The sequence below is a fragment of the Allobosea sp. LjRoot237 genome, from assembly GCF_964253285.1.
GTDB lineage: Bacteria > Pseudomonadota > Alphaproteobacteria > Rhizobiales > Beijerinckiaceae > Allobosea.
In genome coordinates this window covers 4,812,471-4,831,638 of the sequence record NZ_CAXUQP020000001.1, presented here as the reverse complement: position 1 = coordinate 4,831,638, position 19,168 = coordinate 4,812,471, and the positions used below count along the sequence as shown (strand labels likewise).

Here is a 19,168-nt window from a genome sequence, read left to right as displayed (position 1 = left end):
AGCTGCCGACGTCACTGGACTTCGGGAAGGCTGGGGCATGAGCAAGGCAAGGCTGGGCAGGGTGGGGCTCCTGCTGGCGACGACGATGCTGGTCGGTGCGGGCGTCGTCGGCATTGTTCGACCGGCGCAGGCGCAGTCGGCCTACAGCTTCGACATTCCCGCCAAGCCGGTGCGCGCCGCGATGAACGACATCGTCCGGGTTACCGGCATCGACGTCGTCTTTGCCGAGACCGCCGCCGCCTCGCGTCGCGGCAATCCGGTCCAGGGCTCGCTGACGACGGGCCAGGCGGTCGCGGCGCTCCTGTCGGGCACCGGCCTGTCCTACCGCTTCAGCAACGCCACCACGGTCGAGATCTTCGATCCGGCCCAGCCTCTGCCGGGTATGGCAGGCGTGCCGGCCGGCGCGATCCCGCTCGACACGATCAACGTCACCGGCGCCGGCGTACCGGGCCTCGCGCCGGTCTATCCGGGCGGCCAGATCGCGACCGGCGGCCAACTCGGCGTGCTCGGGGCCAAGAGCGTCATGGACGCCCCGCTCACAGTCTCGAACTATACCGCAAAGCTGATCGAGGACCAGCGCGCGCAGTCGGTAGCCGATGTCGTGAAGAACGACTCCGCCATCCGCAATGTCGAGTCGACCAATGTCGGCAACGCCAACTACTTCGTGATCCGCGGCGTCCAGATCGGCAATGCCGCGGTCGGGTTCGGCGGCCTCTTCGGCATCGCGCCGAATGCGCAGACCACGCTCGCCGGCATCGAGCGGGTCGAGATCATCAAGGGACCGGGCGCCTTCCTCGGCGGCCTCTCGCCAAGCGGTGTCGGCGGTGTCATCAACCTGATCCCCAAGCGCGCCGGCGACGAGCCGCTGACGCGCTTCACCGCGACCTGGATCGGCAACAGTCAGTTCGGCGGCCATCTCGACGTCGGCCGCCGCTTCGGCGCCAACAAGGAATTCGGCGTTCGGGCGAACCTGCTCTATCGCGACGGTGGCACGCCGATCAGCCAGCAATCGCAGACGCTGCTCAACGGCACGCTGGCGCTCGACTATCGCGGCGAGGCGCTGCGGCTCGCCCTCGATGTCGGCTATCAGGTCCTGAACACCGACCGAATGAACAATACGGTGACGCCGCTCGCCGGCCAGCGCGTGCCGCGGCCGATCAAACCGGACAAGACCTATGTCTCGCCGTGGAACTACAGCAAGTTCACCGACACCTACGGCATGCTCTCGGCCGAATACGACATCACGCCCGACGTCACCGTCTACGCCAAGGGTGGCGTCAGCCGGATGGACTGGGACCAGGCGGTCGAGGCCGGCTCGCGGCTGATGTCGAACGGCAACTTCACCGCGACCAGCGCGGTCTACCAGATCGACATCAATCGCCATTCCGGCGAGACCGGCCTGCGTGGCCGCTTCCTCACCGGCCCGGTCGAGCACGAGGTCGTGGCCTCGGCCAACACGCTCTATTCGGGCCGCGCCGGTGCGCCGCAGCCAACGCCGGTGGTGACGCAGTCGAACATCTACAACCCGCGGTTCTCGGTGATGCCGTCGATCGGATCGCCGATCCGCTACAAGCAGAACGAAAGCACCTTCACCAGTTTCTCGGTCTCGGACACGCTCTCGATCCTCGACAAGCGGGTCCAGCTCACGCTCGGGCTGCGCCAGCAATATGTGGAGGCCAAGACCTTCGCGGCAGTGACCGAGGCGGTGACCTCGCGCAACAAAAGCAACGCGCTGACGCCCATGGTCGGCCTCGTCGTCAAGCCGCTCGAGAATGTTTCGCTCTATGCCAGCTATATCGAGGGGCTGACGGTCGGCACCGTCGTCGGCAACACCTTCGTCAATGCCGGTCAGATCCTGCCGCCCTTCGTCACCAAGCAGTACGAGGCCGGCGTCAAGGTCGACTGGGGCACGGTGCTGACCACGCTCAGCGCCTTCCACACCACGCAGGCCTCGGGCATCGCCGACACGCTGACCAACACCTTCAACGACAATGGCGAGGCCCGCTATCGCGGCATCGAGCTCAATGTCGCCGGTGAGGTTGTTCCGGGTGTGCGGGTGCTCGGCGGCGTGACGCTGCTCGATGCCAAGCTGACCCGTACGCAGGACGGGCTCTATGACGGCAACACCGCGCAGGGCGCCCCGCGCGTCCAGGCCAATCTCGGTGTCGAATGGGATCCGGGCTTCGTGCGCAACCTGACCCTGTTCGGGCGGATGATCTACACCGGCTCGAACTATGCCGATGCCGCCAACCTGCAGAAGCTCAAGGCCTGGACGACCTTCGACATCGGCGCGCGCTACAAGATCGAGCGCGCCGACGGCAAGCCGATCACGCTACAGGCCAATGTGACGAACCTGTTCAACAAGGCCTATTGGACGACCTATCCGGGCTTCAACCTGCTCTATCCGAGCGAGGCGCGCATGGTCTCGGTGTCCTCGACCTTCGAGTTCTGAGCGGGGTGCGAGGCCGGGCAGAGTTCTCGCGGCGCGCCTTCGCGGCCGGGGCCGCCGCGCTGCTGGGCGCTCCCGCAGCTATGGCTGGGCCGGCGAGACGGCAGGTCGCGACCTCGCTCGGCCGGATCGACATCCCGGTTGTGCCGCAGCGCGTCGTCGCGATCGACTCGCGCATCGGCCTGGAGCAGGCGCTGGCCTTTGGCCTGCCACTGGTCGGCTACAGCCACAGCCGGGCGCGGCCCTGGGTGCCGGTGCCACCGGGCGTGCCCTTCCTGGCTGCACCGCCCGATCTCGAGCAGATCCTGATGCTGGCGCCGGACCTGATCCTGTGCCCGGACAGCGCGCCCAACTCCGACTGGTGGCCGCTGGCGCGTCTGCCGGCGATCGCCCCGATCCTGCCGAGCAACCATCGCGTCACCTGGCAGGAGAACCTGACGCGGCTGGGCGGCTGGCTTGGCCGGCCGGACGATGCGGCACGGATCGCCGCGGCGCATGCCGATGTGATCGCGGCGGTCCGGCAGCGCCACCGGCAGACGATCGAAGGCTCGCTCGTTGTCGCCGTCCACTATGACGCGATCAAGCGGCGCCTGCTGGTGCGCAGCGCCGGCACCCGCTACGGCTTGGTCATGCCGGCCCAAGTGCTTGCCGAGCTCGGCGGCAGCGAGGTCGCCGCCGATCGGCTCGGCCCCAACGGCGAGGTCGCGCTCGATTCCTTCGGCGATGTGCTCGGTAAGGTCGACGCGATCCTGTTGATCGATTTCGGCGATGGCGGGCCGCAGGCGCTGGCGCGCGAGGCACTCTGGCAGCGGCTGCCGGCGGTGAAGGCCGGCCGGGTCGAGACCGTCGCCGGCAACTGCACCTTCGGCTCGCTTTATACGGCGAACTATCTCGCCCGTGCCTGGGACGCACTCTTTGCGCGGCTCTCGGCATGACCGGCCGCGTGCGCAGCACCTTTTTCGTGGGCCTCCCGCTCGCGGCTGCGATGCTGGCCAGCCTGCTTGCCGGGGCGAAGCTCCTGCCTCCGTCGAGCCTGCTCGACCTCGTGCAAGGGCGGGACAGCGAGGCGGCGCTGATCCTGTCGCAACTGCGCCTGCCGCGGCTCATGCTCGGGCTCGTCGTCGGCGCGGCGCTCGCTGTGGCTGGCGCGATCATCCAGGCGGCGACGCGCAACCCGCTCGGCGATCCCGGCCTGCTTGGCATCAATGCCGGCGCGAGCCTTGCCGTCGTTATCGGCTCCGGTCTGTTCGGCCTTGCTCCGAAGATGACGGTCTGGCTGGCCTCCGGCGGCGCCGCGATAGCGGCGCTCGCCGTGCATGCGGTCGCCGGCGCGCCGCGCGGCCCATCTGCGCCGATCAAGCTCACGCTCGCCGGCGTTGCCGTCACCGCCTTCTGCCTCGGCATCGGACAGGCGGTCGCGCTCGCCGATCCCGAGCGCTTCGACCTCGTCCGCAACTGGCGCGTCGGCGCGCTGTCCGGCGACGGCCTCGCACTGCTGCCCGCGATCGCGCCCCCGCTGCTCGCAGGGGCGATGCTGGCCGCGCTGCTCGCGACCCGCCTCAACCTGCTGGCGCTCGGCGAGGACCGCGCTGCCGCGCTCGGGCTCAGCGTCGGCTGGACGCAAGGTGGCAGCCTGCTCGCCGTCGTTCTGCTCGCAGGCGCAGCCGTTGCGGCCGCCGGGCCGATTGCCTTCATCGGCCTCGCCGCACCGCATATCGCGCGCCGCCTTGGTGGCGTCGATCAGCGCATCGTGCTGCCTTTGGCCGCGGTCATCGGTGCAGCGCTCGTCGCCGCCGCCGATGCGCTCGGGCGCGTTGCTGCGCCGCCGGCCGAACTGCCTGTCGGCATCGTCGCGGCCCTGATCGGCGCTCCGGTCCTCGCCATGCTGGCGCGGCCCCGGCGCAGCGAGGCATGACGATGCCACAAGTCATTCTTGTGCCGGCGCGCCGACCATTGCGCAAAGGGTGGACCGTCATGGGTCGAGCCGTTGCGGTCGACCTCGGCCTTGCAACGGCCTGCACCGGCTTGGCGCTGCTCGCGCTCACGCTCGGAACCATGCCGGTTTCTCTGGAGGATGCCGCCCGCGCGCTGGCCGGCGAGGCGACAGGCCCGTTGCGGCTCGTCGTGCTCGAATGGCGCTTGCCACGGATTCTCGCGGCGCTCTGCGCCGGCGCTGCGCTCGGCATGGCGGGCGCCCTGTTCCAGACCCTGCTGCGCAACCCGCTCGGCAGTCCGGACGTGATCGGCTTCGATGCCGGCGCCTTCTCCGGCGCGATCCTGGCGATGCTGGCCGGCGCCGCAGCCTCGGTCGTCGCGCTGGCGTCCCTTGCCGGAGGGTTGACCGCCGGGCTTCTGGTCTACGCGGCGGCGGGCGGCGGCCATGTCGAGCGCAACCGATTGATCCTGATCGGCATCGCTGTCGGCGCCGGCTTCACCGCCCTGAACGACTGGCTGATCTTCACCGCCCCGCTCGATTCCGCGCTGATCGCCGCGAGCTGGAAGCAGGGCGCACTCGCTGGGGTCGACAGAGGCCGGCTCGCGATCGGTGTGACCATCCTGCTCGTGCTGCTGCCCCTCGGATTAGCTTGCCGCCGTAGCATGGATGCGCTCGCGCTCGGCGACGACAAGGCGATGTCGCTGGGCGAGCCGTCCGGTACGGCGCGACTGCGCCTCGGCCTCGTTGGACTAAGTCTCACGGCCACCGCGACCCTGATCGCCGGGCCGGTCGGCTTCGTGGCGTTGATCGCGCCGCATGCAGCGCGCCGGCTCGCCGGCAGCGCCGGGCTGCCGCTCTCGACCTCGGCCCTGTTCGGGGCACTCTTCCTGCTCGGCAGCGACTGCGTCGCGCGGACTTTGTTCGCACCACGCTTGCTGCCTGTCGGAGCGGTCACCGCCTGCCTCGGCGGTCTCTATTTCGTCCTGCTGCTGCGAAGCAGGATGCGGCGCGGTGCGGCGACATGAGCACGACCTATCCTCTCGAAACCCGTGCTTTGCGTGCCGACCATGGTTCCAGGGAGATCCTGCGCGGGCTCGATCTCGCTTTTCCGCGCGGCGGCTTCACAGTCGTCGTCGGGCCCAACGCCTGCGGCAAGTCGACCTTGCTGCGTACACTCGCCCGCCTGCACGAGCCGTCCGGCGGCAGTGTCCTGCTCGACGGGCGCGCCATTGCTGATTTCAGCCATCGCGAGCGCGCCCGCCGACTCGCCGTGTTGCCACAAGGCGCCGAGACGCCGGACGGGATCACGGTCGCCGATCTCGTCGCCCGCGGACGCCATCCTCATGGCGGATTGTTCAAGCGCTGGTCGGCGGGTGATGAGACTGCCGTTGCCGGAGCCATGGCGGCCGCCGGCGTCACCGCTCTGGCAGCACGGCGCCTCGACGAACTGTCGGGCGGCCAGCGCCAGAAGGCCTGGATCGCCATGGCGCTCGCCCAGGAGACCGATCTGCTGCTGCTCGACGAGCCGACGACCTTCCTCGACCTCGCCCATCAGATCGAGGTGCTTGAGCTCTGCCGGGCCTTGAACCGGGCGGGCAAGACCATCATCGCCGTGCTGCACGACCTCAACCAGGCCTGCCGCTATGCCGGCCATCTCGTCGCGATGAAGGATGGGATGGTCCATGCCCAGGGCAGACCCAGCGAGATCGTCGACAGCGCCTTGATCGAGGCGGTCTTCGAGGTTCCGTGTGTGGTCATCCCGGATCCGGTCGCCGGGACGCCGATGATCGTGCCGGCGTTTGGCGGACATGCTCCGTCGCAACCGTAGACCCCGCTGATCTACAGCCGCTCCGCCGCGCCACGGCGCCAGGCGGCCGGCGTCTCGCCGACCATGCGGCGGAAGACGCGGGTGAAATGCGCCTGGTCGGAGAAGCCGGCATCGGCCGCGATCTCGGTCAAGGGCCGGTCGCCCGCTGCGAGCAGGCGCTGGCCACGCTCGATCCGCGCCTTGAGCTGCCATTGATGCGGCGGCAGGCCGGTCGAGGCCTTGAAGGCGTGGCTGAAATGCGATTGCGACATGCCGACGAGCTCGGCGAGATCCTGCAGCCGGATCGTGCCTGCCGCATGCTCGCTGATGTAATCGGTCACCGCCTTGAGCTGCCAGCTGCTCAGCGGCGTGCGCTGGCGTGGTGCGTTGGCGCGCACGCCGAAGAGATCGATCAGGATCGCGAGGACCAGACCGTCGCCATACAGATCGTGCCGTGCATCCGGTTCGGCGCATTCGCCGGCGATCAATCGCGCCAACGTCAGGATGCGCTCGTTCGAGAAGGCGATGCGCGGCTGCGCCAGCCGCTCGGGTGACAAGGCTTCCCCGAGCCGCTCGCTGACGGTGGCGGCATCGAAGTGCAGGTCGAGATGGCGGATGCGCATGCGCTGCTGCGTCCGTCCCCAGACCGGCAAGCCGGCCGGCATGAAGCTGATGGCGTTGGCGCGGGCCCGGCTGGAAATCCCCGGTTCGTTCGGGTTGAGCCGCGTCTCGAAATTGCCGCCGACCTTGTCGAGCACCACGAACAGGCGCGGGTGCTCGGAGACGTATTCGCCGCTGGCGCCGGCCTGGCATTCGGCCTGCCAGAGATCGGCGACGACGCCGTTCCAGACACGGTATTTGAGCGAGCCGATGACGCTGATGCCTTCGCGGACCGAGCGCATGCGCGGCTGGAAACCCATCTTTAGCCTCCGCAGTGCCGGATGACCGCGCCTCGACGCGTGTTCAAAATGCAACGTGATCAGCGCAATTGTAGACGCGCGCCCAAGAACGTTCAATGCATGACAGGAATGATCAATCCTGCCTCGCGCGATGCTGATATTGCCCAACGGAAAGCTGAGCGCTGCCTTTGAACAGTTCTAAATTTGATCAGTTCTGACGTGGCGGTAATTATTGGGGCCGGGATCGAAAATGTGCTACTCGCTGGTGATGAAGACTGGATTTCTTCTTGGCTCCACTGCGTCGCTCGCTCTGCTTTGCGCCGGGACTGCCTGGGCGCAAGGGCAGCCCGCTCCCACGGTCCAGCTCGACACGATCACGGTCGAGGGGGAGGGCGGCGCCACCGGGCCGGTCAACGGCTATGTCGCGACGCGCTCTACCGCAGGCTCGAAGGCGAACACGCCGATCACCGCGATCCCGCAGGCGGTCTCCGTGCTTGGCCGCGACGAGATCGACGACCGCAAGGCGCTCAAGGTCGACGAGGCGCTGCGCTATACCGCGGGCGTCGCTGCCCAGGCCTTCGGGCCCGATCCCGACACCGACTGGCTCTTCATCCGCGGCTTCCAGGCGACGCAGACCGGCGTCTTCATGGATGGACTGCAGCTCTACGGCTACGGCTTCGGCGGCTTCCAGATCGACCCCTTCCTGCTCGAGCGTGTCGAGGTGCTGAAAGGCCCCGCTTCGGTGCTCTATGGCGGCTCGACCCCCGGCGGCATCGTCAATCTCGTCAGCAGGCGCCCGAACGGTCGGAACTTCGGCTATGTCGAGGCCGGCATCAACAATTGGGGCAATGCCTATCTCGGCCTCGATGTCGGCGTCAGTGACAAGCAGGGCGTCTGGAGCACGCGCCTGACCGGCAAGCTTTCAGGCGGCGACCAGTACACCGACTATTCCAAGGATTTCCGCGGCGTGATCATGCCGCAGATCAGCTACCAGCCCAACGGTGCCACCCGGTTCACCGCCTATGGCATGTATGCGGCGCTCGACCAGGTCCATGTCGGCGGCGGCTTCCTGCCCTATGTCGGCACGGTGGCGAACGCGCCCTTCGGCAAGATCCGCCGCGAGGCCTTCCTCGGCGAGCCCTCGATCGACGATCAGGAGCGCACCGAGACGCTTCTCGGCTACGAGTTCCAGCATCAGTTCGCCAACAACTGGAACTTCAGCCAGAACCTGCGCTACGGCGTGATGAAGGGCTCGCAGCTCGGTCCCTATGGCTTCGGCTATGCCGGCCCCGATGCGCCCTTCGGCGACCGGCTGCAGCCGGTCGGACCCGACTACCAGCTCTACCGCATCGGCTTCCAGGAGAGGACGCGGGTCAGGACCTTCACGATCGACAACCGCATCGACGGCAAGGTCGTCACCGGCCCGCTAGAGCACTCGCTGCTGTTCGGCATCGACTACAAGTACTTCAATATCGACCACACCCAGGCCTCGGGCGGCGCGACCACGATCAGCGTCACCAATCCCGCCTATGGCGCGCAGCAGGGCCCGACCGGCGTCTATCTCAACCAGGACCTGAAGCATCACCAGATCGGTTTCTACGCCCAGGACCAGATCCGCTTCGGCGGCGGCTTCCTGCTGACGCTGAACGGCCGCTACGACTATGTCGACAAGAAGTCGGTCAGCCCGGACGGCCTGCTGTTCTCACCGACCTATGACAAGAAGGAAGCGTCGTGGAGCGGCCGCGCCGGCCTCGGCTACGAGTTCGCCAACGGGCTGACGCCCTATGTCAGCGCCGCGACCTTCTTCACCCCGGTCTTCGATGCCGTGCCCAACCTGCTCGGCGGACCCGGCCAACCCTTCCGGCCGGAGGAGGGCCGGCAGTTCGAGGCGGGCGTCAAGTACAAGCCGACCTTCATGGACGCGCTGCTGACGGCTTCGGTCTTCCACATCACCAAGCAGAACGTCCTGAACCCGGCCCCGACCGCGCTCAACCCGTTCGCGCAGCAGCAGCTCGGCGAGGTCACCTCGCGCGGCTTCGAGTTCGAGGCCAAGGCCAACATCACCAAGGATTTGAAGCTGCTCGCCTCCTTCACCGCCTTCGACCTGAAGACGACCAGGGATACCCGCCCGCTGCTGGTCGGCAGGACGCCGGTCGTCGTGCCTGAAGTCACCGCCTCGGCCTGGCTCGATTACACCGTGCCGGAAGGCGTCTTCAAAGGCGTCGGACTCGGTGCCGGCGTGCGCTATGTCGGCAGTTCCTATGCCAATGCGGAGAATACGTTGAAAGTGCCGTCGGCGACCGTCGTCGATGCCGCGATCCGCTATCAGATCGGCAATTGGGGCATGGCGCTCAACGTCACCAACCTCTTCGACAAGGCCTATGTGAAGAGCTGCAACGGCCAGTCCGGCTGTGGTTATGGCGATGCCCGCACCGTCACCGTCTCGGCCAATTATCGCTGGTAGAGGCGTTGCACCCAGTACGAAGGCCGAAGCGCCTGCTGCGGCCATCGCCTGTGATAGACCGCTGATATGACCGACCCGATGGCGTTCCCGACCCGACGCTCCGCGCTCGCCATGCTGGCGGCGGTGGCGCTGCCGCGACCGGCGCAGGCGGCGGGTCTTCGCATCGCGACCGTCGACTGGTCGGTACTGGAAACGCTGCTCGCGCTCGGCATAGCCCCCGTCGCCGCCCCTGAGCTCCTGCAGTTCCGCGAGGTCGCGGTCGAGCCGAAGGTGCCGGGAACGGTCACCGATCTCGGCCTGCGCGGCACGGTCAATTTCGAGTTGTTGCTGCTCTCCCGGCCGGAGCTGATCTATTCGTCGAGCTTCTATGCCAGCTCGGAGCCGCGGCTGCTGCGGATCGCGCCGGTGGAGCGCTTCTCGATCTATGCGCCGGGCCGGCCACCCTTCGAGCCGGCGGCCGCAATGATGCGCAGCATCGGCGCGCGCCTCGGCATCGTTGGTGTCGCCGAGCGCTATCTCGCCGAGACCGAAGCCGAGTTCGCTCTCCTGCGCGAACGCCTGAAGCTGCATGCGGGGCGCCCGGTGATCCCGATCAATCTCGGCGATGCCAGGCATTTCCGTGTCTTCGGCGCCGACAGCATGTTCGGCGAGGTGCTGACGCGGCTCGGCCTCGCCAATGCCTGGACCGACGATACCAGCTACTCCGCCATGGCGCCGGTCGGCCTCGAGGCGCTGGCGCGTGTGCCCGACGCCTGGATCGCCTTGATCCCGCCGGTGCCACCCGGCGCATTGGAGGTGCTCTCTGCCAGCGCCTTCTGGAACACGCTGCCCAATCTGCGCGGAGGCCGGCTGCTACGGCTCGCCTCGATCAATCCCTATGGCGGCCTGCCGGCGGCGCGGCGGTTCGCCCGGCTCCTGACCGAAGCATTGCTGGCGGCGGAGGCGAGCCGTGGCTGATACCGCTCTGCCGTTGCGGCGGCTGCCCCATCGCGATCTCGGCCTCTGGTTCCTCGCCGCGCTGGCGGCCGTGATGCTCTTTGCTGCCGTGGTGGCGACACGCCCGCCGCTGCCGGCTTCGGGCGAACTCGCCCGGACACTTGAATCCATCCTCCTTTGGCACAGCCTGGTGCCGCGCAGCGTCACCGCGCTGATCTGCGGTGCAACGCTCGGCCTCGCCGGTGTCCTGCTGCAGCGTGTCCTGCGCAACCCAGTCGCAGATGCGTCGACGCTCGGTATCGTCTCCGGCGCGCAGCTCGCCTTGACTGCCGCGACTGCCTACGCCCCGGCGCTGATCGTCTTGTCGCGCGAAGGTGTCGCGCTGGCGGGGGCCATCGCCGCGGTCGCGCTCGTGCTCGGACTGAGCTGGCGGCGTGGGCTCGATCCGATGACGGTGATCCTTTCCGGCATGGTCGTCGCGCTGATCGCGGCGGCGCTGAGCGCGACCGTCATCCTCGCCAAGGGCGACTATGTGCTCTCGCTCTTCATCTGGGGCGCCGGCTCGCTCAACCAGCAGAGCTGGGATGCCGCGCTGTCGCTCGGCCCGCGCCTGCTGCTCGGTGGCATCGCGGCAGCGCTGCTGCTGCGCCCGCTCGGCCTGCTCGGTCTCGGAGACGATGTCGCCCGCAGTCTCGGCCTTACCTTGCACGCCGTGCGCTTCGCCGTCCTCGGCGTCGCGGTCTGGCTTGCGGCCAGCGTCACCGCCGAGGTCGGCGTCATCGGTTTCGTCGGCCTTGCCGCGCCGACATTGGCGCGCGAGTTCGGCGCGCGCACGCAGCGCCAGCTGCTGCTGGCGGCACCGGCGCTCGGCGCGCTCCTGCTCTCGATTACCGACAGCGCGGTGCAACTGCTCGGATCCGGCTTCAACGACTTTGCTCCCACCGGCGCCGCCACCGCGCTGTTCGGCGGGCCGCTGCTGCTCTGGCTGATGCGCCGCGTGCCCCCGGCTCCGCCCGCGCAGACCGTCGATGCGATGGCCCTGACGCGCCGCATCGCATGGCCATTCCTGGCGCTTGCCGTGCTCGCGGTGGTGATTGCGATCGTGGCCATGCTCGGCCTTGTCCTCGGTCGCGGGCCGCAGGGCTGGGGGCTGGCGACCGGCGCGCTCTTCGCCGACCTGCTGCCCTTCCGCGGGCCGCGCCTCGTCGCAGCCGGCGCGGCCGGCGCCCTGCTCGGCGCCGCCGGCTGCCTGATGCAGCGCCTCACCGCCAACCCCTTGGCCGGGCCGGAAGTGCTCGGCGTCAGCGCCGGTGGCGGGGTCGGGCTGACGCTTGCGCTCGCATTATTGCCCTTCAGCCCGTTCTCGATGCTCGCCGGCATCGCCGGTGGCTCGCTCACCGTGCTCCTCGTCATGCTGATGCTGGCGGGCCGTCCGGGCATCGGCTCGCAACGCCTGCTGCTTGCCGGCATCGCCATGGGCGCGCTCTGCATGGCGCTGGTCTCGACCGCGCTCGCGAAGGGCGATCTGCGGGCCTATGTGCTGCTGACCTGGCTGTCGGGCTCGACCAACCGTGCCGGCGAGTTCGAGGTCTGGATCGGCCTGATCGGCGGCCTCGTCCTGATCGCGCCGCTGTTTCTCGCGGCTCGCTGGCTCGATCTGATGCCGCTTGGCGAGGCGACGAGCCGCGGCCTTGGCCTTGGCGTCGAGCGCAGCCGTCTCGTTCTCGCTGCCGTCGCGGCCTTGGCGACGGCGGTCGCGTCGCTGCTGACTGGGCCGCTCAGCCTGGTCGGGCTAGTCGCGCCGCATCTGTCTCGTCTCGTCGGCTTCGCGCGCGGCCGCGACCAGCTTGCCGCCTCGGCCCTGATCGGCTGCGGCGTCATGATTCTGGCCGATTGGCTCGCGCGCCTCGTCGCTTTCCCCTATCAGGTGCCGACGGGGCTGTTTGCGGCATTGATCGGCGGACCCTATCTGATCTGGCTCTTGAACCGCACAGGGAACCGGCATGGCTGACGAGACCGAGCTGCATCGCGCGGGCGCGCCGGCGGGCTCGACCGACCTGCTGACGCAGGCGGTGCGCGGCATCGCCCTGCCGGAGCATGGCAGCCCGTTCGTCTTCGCCGGCGGCGAGCAGGCGACTGCTCGCGCGATCCGCAAACACCTGCGCGGTGAGCGCCAGCTGCCGAAGGATCGGCATCTCGTCGCAGCCTACTGGCGCAAGGGCCACGCCGATGTGCACGACCATGGTGATTGATGCAGACTGATATCATGTCCAGCCCAGCCGACCTCATCGACATCGCATCGCCTGATCGCGCAGCCGACAACGCGCCTCGCGCAAGCGAGCCGCTCTTCACGCTGGAGGGCGTCGGCTTCTCTGTCGGCGACCGTGTCCTGCTCGAGCCGCTGACGCTCGATCTCGGCGCCGGCAAGGTGATCGGCATCCTCGGCCATAACGGCTCGGGCAAGTCGACGCTGCTGAAGCTGCTGGCACGCCAGCAGCGGCCCTCGCGCGGCGCGCTGAGTTTTGCCGGTCGCCCGATCGAGAGCTGGGACAGTCGCGCCTTCGCATGCAAGCTCGCCTACTTGCCGCAGCAGACGCCGCCCGCGGCCGGAATGCTGGTCAAGGAGCTGGTCGCGCTCGGCCGCTATCCCTGGCACGGCGCACTCGGCCGCTTCGGGCAGCGCGACCGCGACAAGGTCGTGCAGGCGATGGCGCTGACCGATATCGAGCCCTTCGCCGATCGCCTGGCCGACAGTCTCTCGGGCGGCGAGCGTCAGCGTGCCTGGCTGGCGATGCTCGTCGCGCAGGATGCGCAATGCCTCCTGCTCGACGAGCCGATCGCGGCGCTCGATCTCTCCCATCAGGTCGAGGTGCTGACGCTGGTGCGCCAGCTCTCGCATGAGGCGGGTCTCGGCATCGTCGTCGTGCTGCACGACGTCAACATGGCCGCCCGCTTCTGTGACGAGATCGTCGCGCTCCACTCCGGCCGGCTGGTGGCGCGGGGCACGCCCGAGCAGATCGTACGGCCCGATATCCTGCGTGCGATCTATGGCATCGAGGTCGGCGTGATGCCCCATCCCGATGGCGGCCGGCCGCTCGCCTTCGTGTGAGGTTGCGCTCAGAACCGTCCTGCGTAGCACTTCGTCGCTTGCAGGCTCACTCGAAGAAACAGCTCACGGTACCGAGCGGCCCGTAATCGGCCGTGATCGTGTCGCCATGGCGGGCTTCGACGGGCCGGATGAAGGACCCCGCCAGCACGATCTGCCCCGCCTTGATCTCACCGCCATAGCTCGCGAGCCGGTTGGCCAGCCAGGCGATGCCGCGCGTCGGGTCGTTGAGCACGCCGGCGCCGAGACCGGTCTCCTCGACCTGGCCGTTGCGCGAAACGATGGCGCCGACCCAGCGCAGATCGACTTGATCCGGGCGCATCGCGCGCCCGCCGGTGACGATGCCGGCATTGGCGGCATTGTCCGAAATCGTGTCGACGATGGTGCGGGCCTTCTTCGTCTGCGGATCGACGCGCAGGATGCGGGTGTCGAGGATCTCGAGCGCCGGGACGACGTAGTCGGTCGCGTTCAGCACGTCGAAGACCGTGACCTCCGGCCCTTTCAGGTCGCCCTTCATGACGAAGGCGATCTCGGCCTCGATACGCGGCTGGATGAAGCGGTCCTTGGGAATGTTGCTGCCGTCGTCGAAGCGCATGTCGTCGAACAGCACGCCGGAATCTGGCGTGTCGATGTCGAGCGCATACTGCATTGCCTTCGAGGTCAGGCCGATCTTCCAGCCGATGATCGTGCGACCGGCCGCGCGCTTGCGCTCGACCCAGGCGGCCTGGACCGCATAGGCGTCATCCATCGTCATCTGCGGAAAGCGCAGCGACATCAGGCCGGTCTGCTGGCGTGTCCTCTCGGCCTCGTCGAGGCTGAGGGCGGCAGCGGAGATTTCGTCGGGGGACAGCATCGCTCAGGCCTCGTCGGAAATGGTGTTGCGAAGGAGGCCGATACCCTCGGCCTCGACCTCGACGACGTCGCCCGGCTTCAGCCAGATCGGCGGGTCGAACCGCGCGCCCGCGCCGGTCGGGGTCCCGGTGATCAGGATGTCGCCCGGAACGAGCGTGGTGAAGGTCGAGATGTAGCTGATGATCTTCCTGAACGAGAAGATCATGCGGCTGGTCCGGTCGCTCTGGCGCAGCTCGCCATTGACCTTCGTGGTCAAGGCGATATCGGCGATCTGCGCCTCGTCGGTGAAGGGTACCAGCCAGGGGCCGATCGAGCCGGAGCGATCGAAGTTCTTGCCCTGGGTGACGTTGAACTTGGCATGGCGCACCCAGTCGCGGAGCGTCCCTTCATTCGATAGCGTCAGCGCCGCGATATGACCGAGCGCGTCACGCTCGGCGATGCGGCGCCCGGCCTTGCCGATCACGATCGCGATCTCGCCTTCATAGTCGAGCTGCTCGCTCTCCGGCGGCCTGATCAGCGGCTGCTCATGGGCTGTGAACGAGCGCAGGAACCGCGGAAACAGCGACGGGTTCGGCGGCGCTTCCTGCCCGTCCTTGTACTCGGCATTGCGGTCGGGGAAGTTCACGCCGACGCAGATGATCTTCTCGGGCGCGAGGCTCGGAATCTCGTAGCGGAGACCGTCGAGCGGCAGATCGGGGGGCAGCGCCGCGCCCTTCTCCGCCAGGGTCTCGAAAGCCCCGTCGACGACGACGTGCTGCAGCGTCGGCCACTGCGTCCGATATCGGGCAGACAGGTCGACGACGCCGTTCGGAACAACCAGGCCGTAACGCGCGTCGGCGTCATGACCGAAACTGACGAACTTCGGGATCAAGGATCGCGTCCTCATGTTTGGCGAGGCGATGAGCCGCTGAATTTACGCATGGCGCCCGCTCTCAGGGCTTTTGGATGGAAGCCCACGGGCGCTGCGCTATATCAATTAATTATCATGTTAATCAGTTTCCATGGCGCGGTGTCAATCGGCGGGCTCAAAGCCTCGGCAGCTCGACCCTGATGTGCTCGCCCAGGGCCTTCGCGGCCGCCGATGGTCGCTGATCCGCGAATTCAACTGCGATGCCGATCGAGGGAAGCGGTGGTAGCCCGGTGCGCACGACATGGAGATCGGGCGGCACGGCCGTCTCGGTCAGCACGCTGATGGCATGTCCGGAGCGGGCGATTGCGATCAGCCCGGCAAGGCTGTTGCTGGCGAAGGCGATCCGGTAGCGCCGGCCGACCGTTTCCATCGCGTCGCAGGCAGCCCGATGATCGAGGGTCATCGGCGCGGACAGCGCCAAAGGCAGGCTGGTGCTGTGGAGGATGGCGGGCTGCGCCTCATTGGCGACCCAGACGAAGCGCTCCTGCCGAATGACTTCCTTGCTTGTGGCATCGGCGAGCGAGACGAGCGCCATCTCGATCTGGCGGCGATGCAGCAGCGGCCGCAATTCCGAGGTCGGCGCACAAACCATGCGCAATTCGACATCCGGGTGAAGGGCGCAGAAGCCGCGCAGCAGATCCGGCAGGAAGGCGATCGAATAGTCCTCCGGGCAGCCCAGATTCAACGCGCCCTTGAGCCCTGTCCCGCGCATGTCGGCGAGAACGTCATCATGGGCGGCAAGCAGGGCTTCAGCCTGCGCCAGGAGCTTGTGGCCCGCTGTGGTCAGGTGCACGCCAGAGCCGCTTCGATGCAGAAGCGATTGGCCGATCTGATTTTCGAGGCGCTGCATCTGCATGCTCAGCGCCGACTGCGTGCGTCCGATCTGAAGCGAGGCGAGGCTGATCGAGCCGGTGCGCGCGATGACTGCGAAGTTCCTGAGCAATACGAGGTCGAGCATCGACGCACCATCAACTCAATCGATATCGGATTGAAGAAGTATCAATTTGCCTGCTGAGGCAAGCATCGGTAGCGCTCTGGAATGGCAATTGCTGGAAGACTGCCAAAAAGGGGAACCTGATGTCGCTCAATGCCGATCCCGCCTTCTGGGCTGTCGCGAACAAGCACCTGACGCGCTATGGGCCCAGCTTCGAATCGATCATCGTCGAACGGGCCGAGGGCTCCTTCGTCTACGATGCCGATGGTCGCGGCATTCTCGACTTCACCTCCGGCCAGATGAGCGCTGTGCTCGGCCATACTCATCCCGACATCGTCTCGACGGTTAACCGGCAGATGGCGTCGGTGGCGCATCTGTTCAGCGGCATGCTCTCGCGTCCGGTCGCGGCACTGGCCGAGCGGCTGGCTGCGCTCGCGCCCGGGCTCGACCGCGTGCAATTGCTGACCACGGGGGCCGAGTCGAACGAAGCCGCCATCCGCATGGCGAAATTGGTCACCGGCGGCCACGAGGTCGTCGCCTTCGCCCAGAGCTGGCATGGCATGACCGGTGCGGCGGCATCGGCGACCTACAGCGCCGGCCGACGCGGCTATGGGCCTGCCGCAGCGGGCTCCTTTGTCATCCCCGCGCCAAACTCCTACCGCCCGCGCTTCAAGCATCCTGACGGCAGCAATGACTGGCAGGCCGAGCTCGACGATGCCTTCGAGCTGATCGATCGGCAGTCGACGGGCAATCTGGCAGCCTTCATCGCCGAGCCGATTCTGTCGAGCGGCGGCATTCTCGAGCTGCCGCCCGGCTACCTCGCTGCGCTCAAGCGCAAATGCGAGGAGCGCGGCATGCTTCTGGTTCTCGACGAGGCGCAGACCGGTGTCGGCCGGACCGGGCACATGTTCGCCTTCCAGCGCGACGGGGTGACGCCGCACATCCTGACGCTGTCCAAGACACTCGGCTCCGGCCTGCCGCTGGCGGCGGTGATGACGACGGAGGCGATCGAGCAGAAAGCCTTCGAACGTGGCTTCCTGTTCTACACCACGCATGTCTCCGATCCGCTCACGGCGGCGGTCGGCGTTACGGTTCTCGATGTGGTCGAGCGCGACGGCCTCGTCGCCCAGGCCCGCGAGCGCGGCGAGCGGCTGAAGCAGGGGCTGCTCGCCCTCCAGCAGAAATACGAATGCGTCGGCGACGTGCGCGGGCGAGGGCTGCTGCTCGGGCTCGAGGTCGTGAGCGACCGGCAGACCAAGGCGCCGGGTTTCGAGCTGGGGGCGCGGATCATGGAAGAAGCCATGCAACGCGGCCTGAGCATGAACATCGTCAAGCTTCCCGGCATGGGCGGTGTCTTTCGCATCGCACCACCGCTGACGGTTTCGGACGCCGAGATCGACCACGGCCTCGCAATCATGTCGGATGCGATCGAGACCGCTGCCAGAGCGCAATGAGCCTGGCGGACTGTTCGGCCGCGTCGATTACCAGCGCAGGAAACGCGGCAGGACGAGTGCCGCCAGGCCTGAAACCAGGACCATCGCGATCGTGTACCAGGTCGCCAGGAACGGCGCCGCATCATCCGGGCAGTGCAGGGCATAGGCGACCGTCGCGAGCCCGGCTGAGGCAAGGCCGGCGGAGGCGCCGGTGAGCGTGCTGTCGACCGGGGCGCCGCGGCGCGCCAGCAGCAGCAAGCCGAGCAGTGGGATCATCGAATAGGCGAAGACATAGACTAGGCAGCTATCCCAGTAGCGACCGAAGGTCAGCGTGCCCCATTGTGCGGTCGGGGCCTGAGCCAGCGTGAAGGCCGCCCACGTCACGACCAACGCGACCGGGATAGCCACCGCAGGCAGCCGCCGCCTCGGCTTCAGCCCTGGCCGCAAGCTCTGCTGGAACAGGATGAGCGAGACGACGGCGATGCTGCCGCCGAACAGCAGTTTGGCGATGACCGGCATCGTCACGATCGCCTGCGCCAAGTCGGGGCGGGCGCCGAGCGTATTGACGAGCAGCACCGCGGTGGCGGCGAGCGCGACCAAGGTCGTCAGCCAGGTCGCGCGGCGCAGCTGGCCGGTGTCGACCGGCTGGTGGCCCGCGGCCATGAGGGTGATCAGCTCGTCGGTCTTCATGTCCAATTCCGCCCAGGGGCTGGTTCAGGGGAGTTCGTCGCAAGCCGGCGAAAGGTTACGCTGCCGCCGATCTTCGAGCCGGTCATGGCGAGCGCCCGCGTCGCGACAGGAACTTGGCCATCGCCTGAAGGCCGCGATGGATCGCGACCTTGGCGGCCGTCTCGGTCATCCCCTCGACACCCGCCGCCTCGGCGATGCTGGCGCCCTGGAGCTTGACCTGCTCGACCAAGCGGCGCGTGCGCTCCGGCAGCGCCTGCATGGCGCGTTCGAGATCGAGCCTGGCGTCGGCTGCACCGCTTTCCGGCGCTGCGAGCCGATAGACTTCGTCGTCGAGCGGCAGATTCCCGGCGTGGCGGCCGGTCCGGCGCAAATGGTCGACGAGCTTGTAGCGCGCGATCGCATGGGCCCAGGCCGTCACGGGGCTCGACGGCTCATAGGTATGGCGGGAGAGATGCAGCGCCAGTAGCGTTTCCTGCAGCACATCCTCGGCCTCGCTCGGCTCGCTGCGGCCGGCGCGCGCCAGCAGCCGGCGCAGGTAACCGCGCAGACGGGCGCTGATCGCATCGAGGAAGACCTTGTAGGCCGCGGCGTCGCCGGCGAGCGCGGCGAGGAAGATGGGCCGAAGCTCGGTTTCAAGGTCGTCCAGCGACAAGGCTTGCTTTTCCAGAATGGCGCGAACTCGCCAATGCGTGGCATGGCGCGGGCCGGCTCACAAGCCGTCGCCGCCTTTCGGCGCTTTGGCCGGGCCCCTA

General features: G+C 67.9%; 17 protein-coding genes. 11 read left to right on the top strand and 6 right to left on the bottom strand.

Features of this window, described 5'->3' with window-relative positions; genetic code table 11:
* Nucleotides 1–37 precede the first annotated feature (37 nt).
* The 5 genes from ACSQ24_RS23590 to ACSQ24_RS23570 all read left to right on the top strand — a co-directional run bounded on the left by ACSQ24_RS23590 (nt 38) and on the right by ACSQ24_RS23570 (nt 6,213).
* Complete coding sequence (locus ACSQ24_RS23590; protein WP_436097039.1) at nt 38–2,452, top strand: TonB-dependent siderophore receptor; 2,415 nt, start codon at nt 38–40, stop codon at nt 2,450–2,452.
* Between the two features lie 80 nt (nt 2,453–2,532).
* Entirely contained in the window at nt 2,533–3,384 is an 852-nt protein-coding gene (locus ACSQ24_RS23585; RefSeq protein WP_436097038.1) for an ABC transporter substrate-binding protein, read from the top strand.
* Nucleotides 3,381–4,364, top strand: a complete 984-nt coding sequence (locus ACSQ24_RS23580) for an iron chelate uptake ABC transporter family permease subunit (protein WP_436097037.1) — start codon at nt 3,381–3,383, stop codon at nt 4,362–4,364. The genes ACSQ24_RS23585 and ACSQ24_RS23580 overlap by 4 nt, the downstream gene beginning before the upstream one ends.
* A 59-nt stretch (nt 4,365–4,423) precedes the next feature.
* Nucleotides 4,424–5,410 (top strand): FecCD family ABC transporter permease, encoded by a 987-nt coding sequence (locus ACSQ24_RS23575; RefSeq protein WP_436097036.1) that lies wholly within the window; start codon nt 4,424–4,426, stop codon nt 5,408–5,410.
* Entirely contained in the window at nt 5,407–6,213 is an 807-nt protein-coding gene (locus tag ACSQ24_RS23570) for an ABC transporter ATP-binding protein (RefSeq protein ID WP_436097035.1), read from the top strand. Before ACSQ24_RS23575 ends, ACSQ24_RS23570 begins: the two co-directional genes overlap by 4 nt.
* Nucleotides 6,214–6,224: 11 nt before the next feature.
* Here ACSQ24_RS23570 and ACSQ24_RS23565 read toward each other — a convergent pair whose 3' ends face one another.
* A complete protein-coding gene (locus ACSQ24_RS23565) occupies nt 6,225–7,112 on the bottom strand; it encodes a helix-turn-helix domain-containing protein (RefSeq protein WP_436097034.1) in 888 nt (295 codons plus the stop codon).
* Nucleotides 7,113–7,341: 229 nt separating this feature from the next.
* Here ACSQ24_RS23565 and ACSQ24_RS23560 point away from each other — a divergent pair, with 229 nt between their 5' ends.
* From ACSQ24_RS23560 to ACSQ24_RS23540, 5 genes are all read left to right on the top strand, one after another.
* Nucleotides 7,342–9,555, top strand: coding sequence for a TonB-dependent siderophore receptor (locus tag ACSQ24_RS23560; protein WP_436097033.1), 2,214 nt, complete (start codon nt 7,342–7,344; stop codon nt 9,553–9,555).
* Nucleotides 9,556–9,633: 78 nt separating this feature from the next.
* Nucleotides 9,634–10,512 (top strand): ABC transporter substrate-binding protein, encoded by an 879-nt coding sequence (locus tag ACSQ24_RS23555; RefSeq protein ID WP_436097032.1) that lies wholly within the window; start codon nt 9,634–9,636, stop codon nt 10,510–10,512.
* Nucleotides 10,505–12,502 (top strand): Fe(3+)-hydroxamate ABC transporter permease FhuB, encoded by a 1,998-nt coding sequence (gene fhuB, locus ACSQ24_RS23550; protein WP_436097031.1) that lies wholly within the window; start codon nt 10,505–10,507, stop codon nt 12,500–12,502. Before ACSQ24_RS23555 ends, fhuB begins: the two co-directional genes overlap by 8 nt.
* Complete coding sequence (locus ACSQ24_RS23545) at nt 12,495–12,743, top strand: SIP domain-containing protein (protein ID WP_436097030.1); 249 nt, start codon at nt 12,495–12,497, stop codon at nt 12,741–12,743. Before fhuB ends, ACSQ24_RS23545 begins: the two co-directional genes overlap by 8 nt.
* A gap of 14 nt (nt 12,744–12,757) precedes the next feature.
* The gene (locus tag ACSQ24_RS23540; RefSeq protein WP_436097029.1) at nt 12,758–13,600 is read left to right on the top strand and encodes an ATP-binding cassette domain-containing protein; all 843 of its coding nucleotides are present in this window, start codon (nt 12,758–12,760) and stop codon (nt 13,598–13,600) included.
* A 46-nt stretch (nt 13,601–13,646) separates the two neighbouring features.
* Here the strand turns inward: ACSQ24_RS23540 and hpaH are convergent, their stop codons facing one another.
* The 3 genes from hpaH to ACSQ24_RS23525 all read right to left on the bottom strand — a co-directional run bounded on the left by hpaH (nt 13,647) and on the right by ACSQ24_RS23525 (nt 16,317).
* Nucleotides 13,647–14,450, bottom strand: coding sequence for a 2-oxo-hept-4-ene-1,7-dioate hydratase (gene hpaH / locus ACSQ24_RS23535; RefSeq protein WP_436097028.1), 804 nt, complete (start codon nt 14,448–14,450; stop codon nt 13,647–13,649).
* Nucleotides 14,451–14,453: 3 nt separating this feature from the next.
* Nucleotides 14,454–15,317 carry a fumarylacetoacetate hydrolase family protein gene (locus tag ACSQ24_RS23530; RefSeq protein ID WP_436097955.1) on the bottom strand — a complete coding sequence of 288 codons (864 nt, stop codon included), beginning with the start codon at nt 15,315–15,317 and terminating at the stop codon, nt 14,454–14,456.
* Between the two features lie 157 nt (nt 15,318–15,474).
* Nucleotides 15,475–16,317 carry a LysR family transcriptional regulator gene (locus ACSQ24_RS23525; protein ID WP_436097027.1) on the bottom strand — a complete coding sequence of 281 codons (843 nt, stop codon included), beginning with the start codon at nt 16,315–16,317 and terminating at the stop codon, nt 15,475–15,477.
* Between the two features lie 119 nt (nt 16,318–16,436).
* Here ACSQ24_RS23525 and ACSQ24_RS23520 point away from each other — a divergent pair, with 119 nt between their 5' ends.
* Nucleotides 16,437–17,747 carry an aspartate aminotransferase family protein gene (locus ACSQ24_RS23520; RefSeq protein ID WP_436097026.1) on the top strand — a complete coding sequence of 437 codons (1,311 nt, stop codon included), beginning with the start codon at nt 16,437–16,439 and terminating at the stop codon, nt 17,745–17,747.
* Nucleotides 17,748–17,774: 27 nt separating this feature from the next.
* Here the strand turns inward: ACSQ24_RS23520 and ACSQ24_RS23515 are convergent, their stop codons facing one another.
* Complete coding sequence (locus ACSQ24_RS23515; RefSeq protein WP_436097025.1) at nt 17,775–18,416, bottom strand: NrsF family protein; 642 nt, start codon at nt 18,414–18,416, stop codon at nt 17,775–17,777.
* 82 nt (nt 18,417–18,498) lie between these two features.
* A complete protein-coding gene (locus ACSQ24_RS23510; protein WP_436097024.1) occupies nt 18,499–19,068 on the bottom strand; it encodes a sigma-70 family RNA polymerase sigma factor in 570 nt (189 codons plus the stop codon).
* Nucleotides 19,069–19,168: the final 100 nt, after the last annotated feature.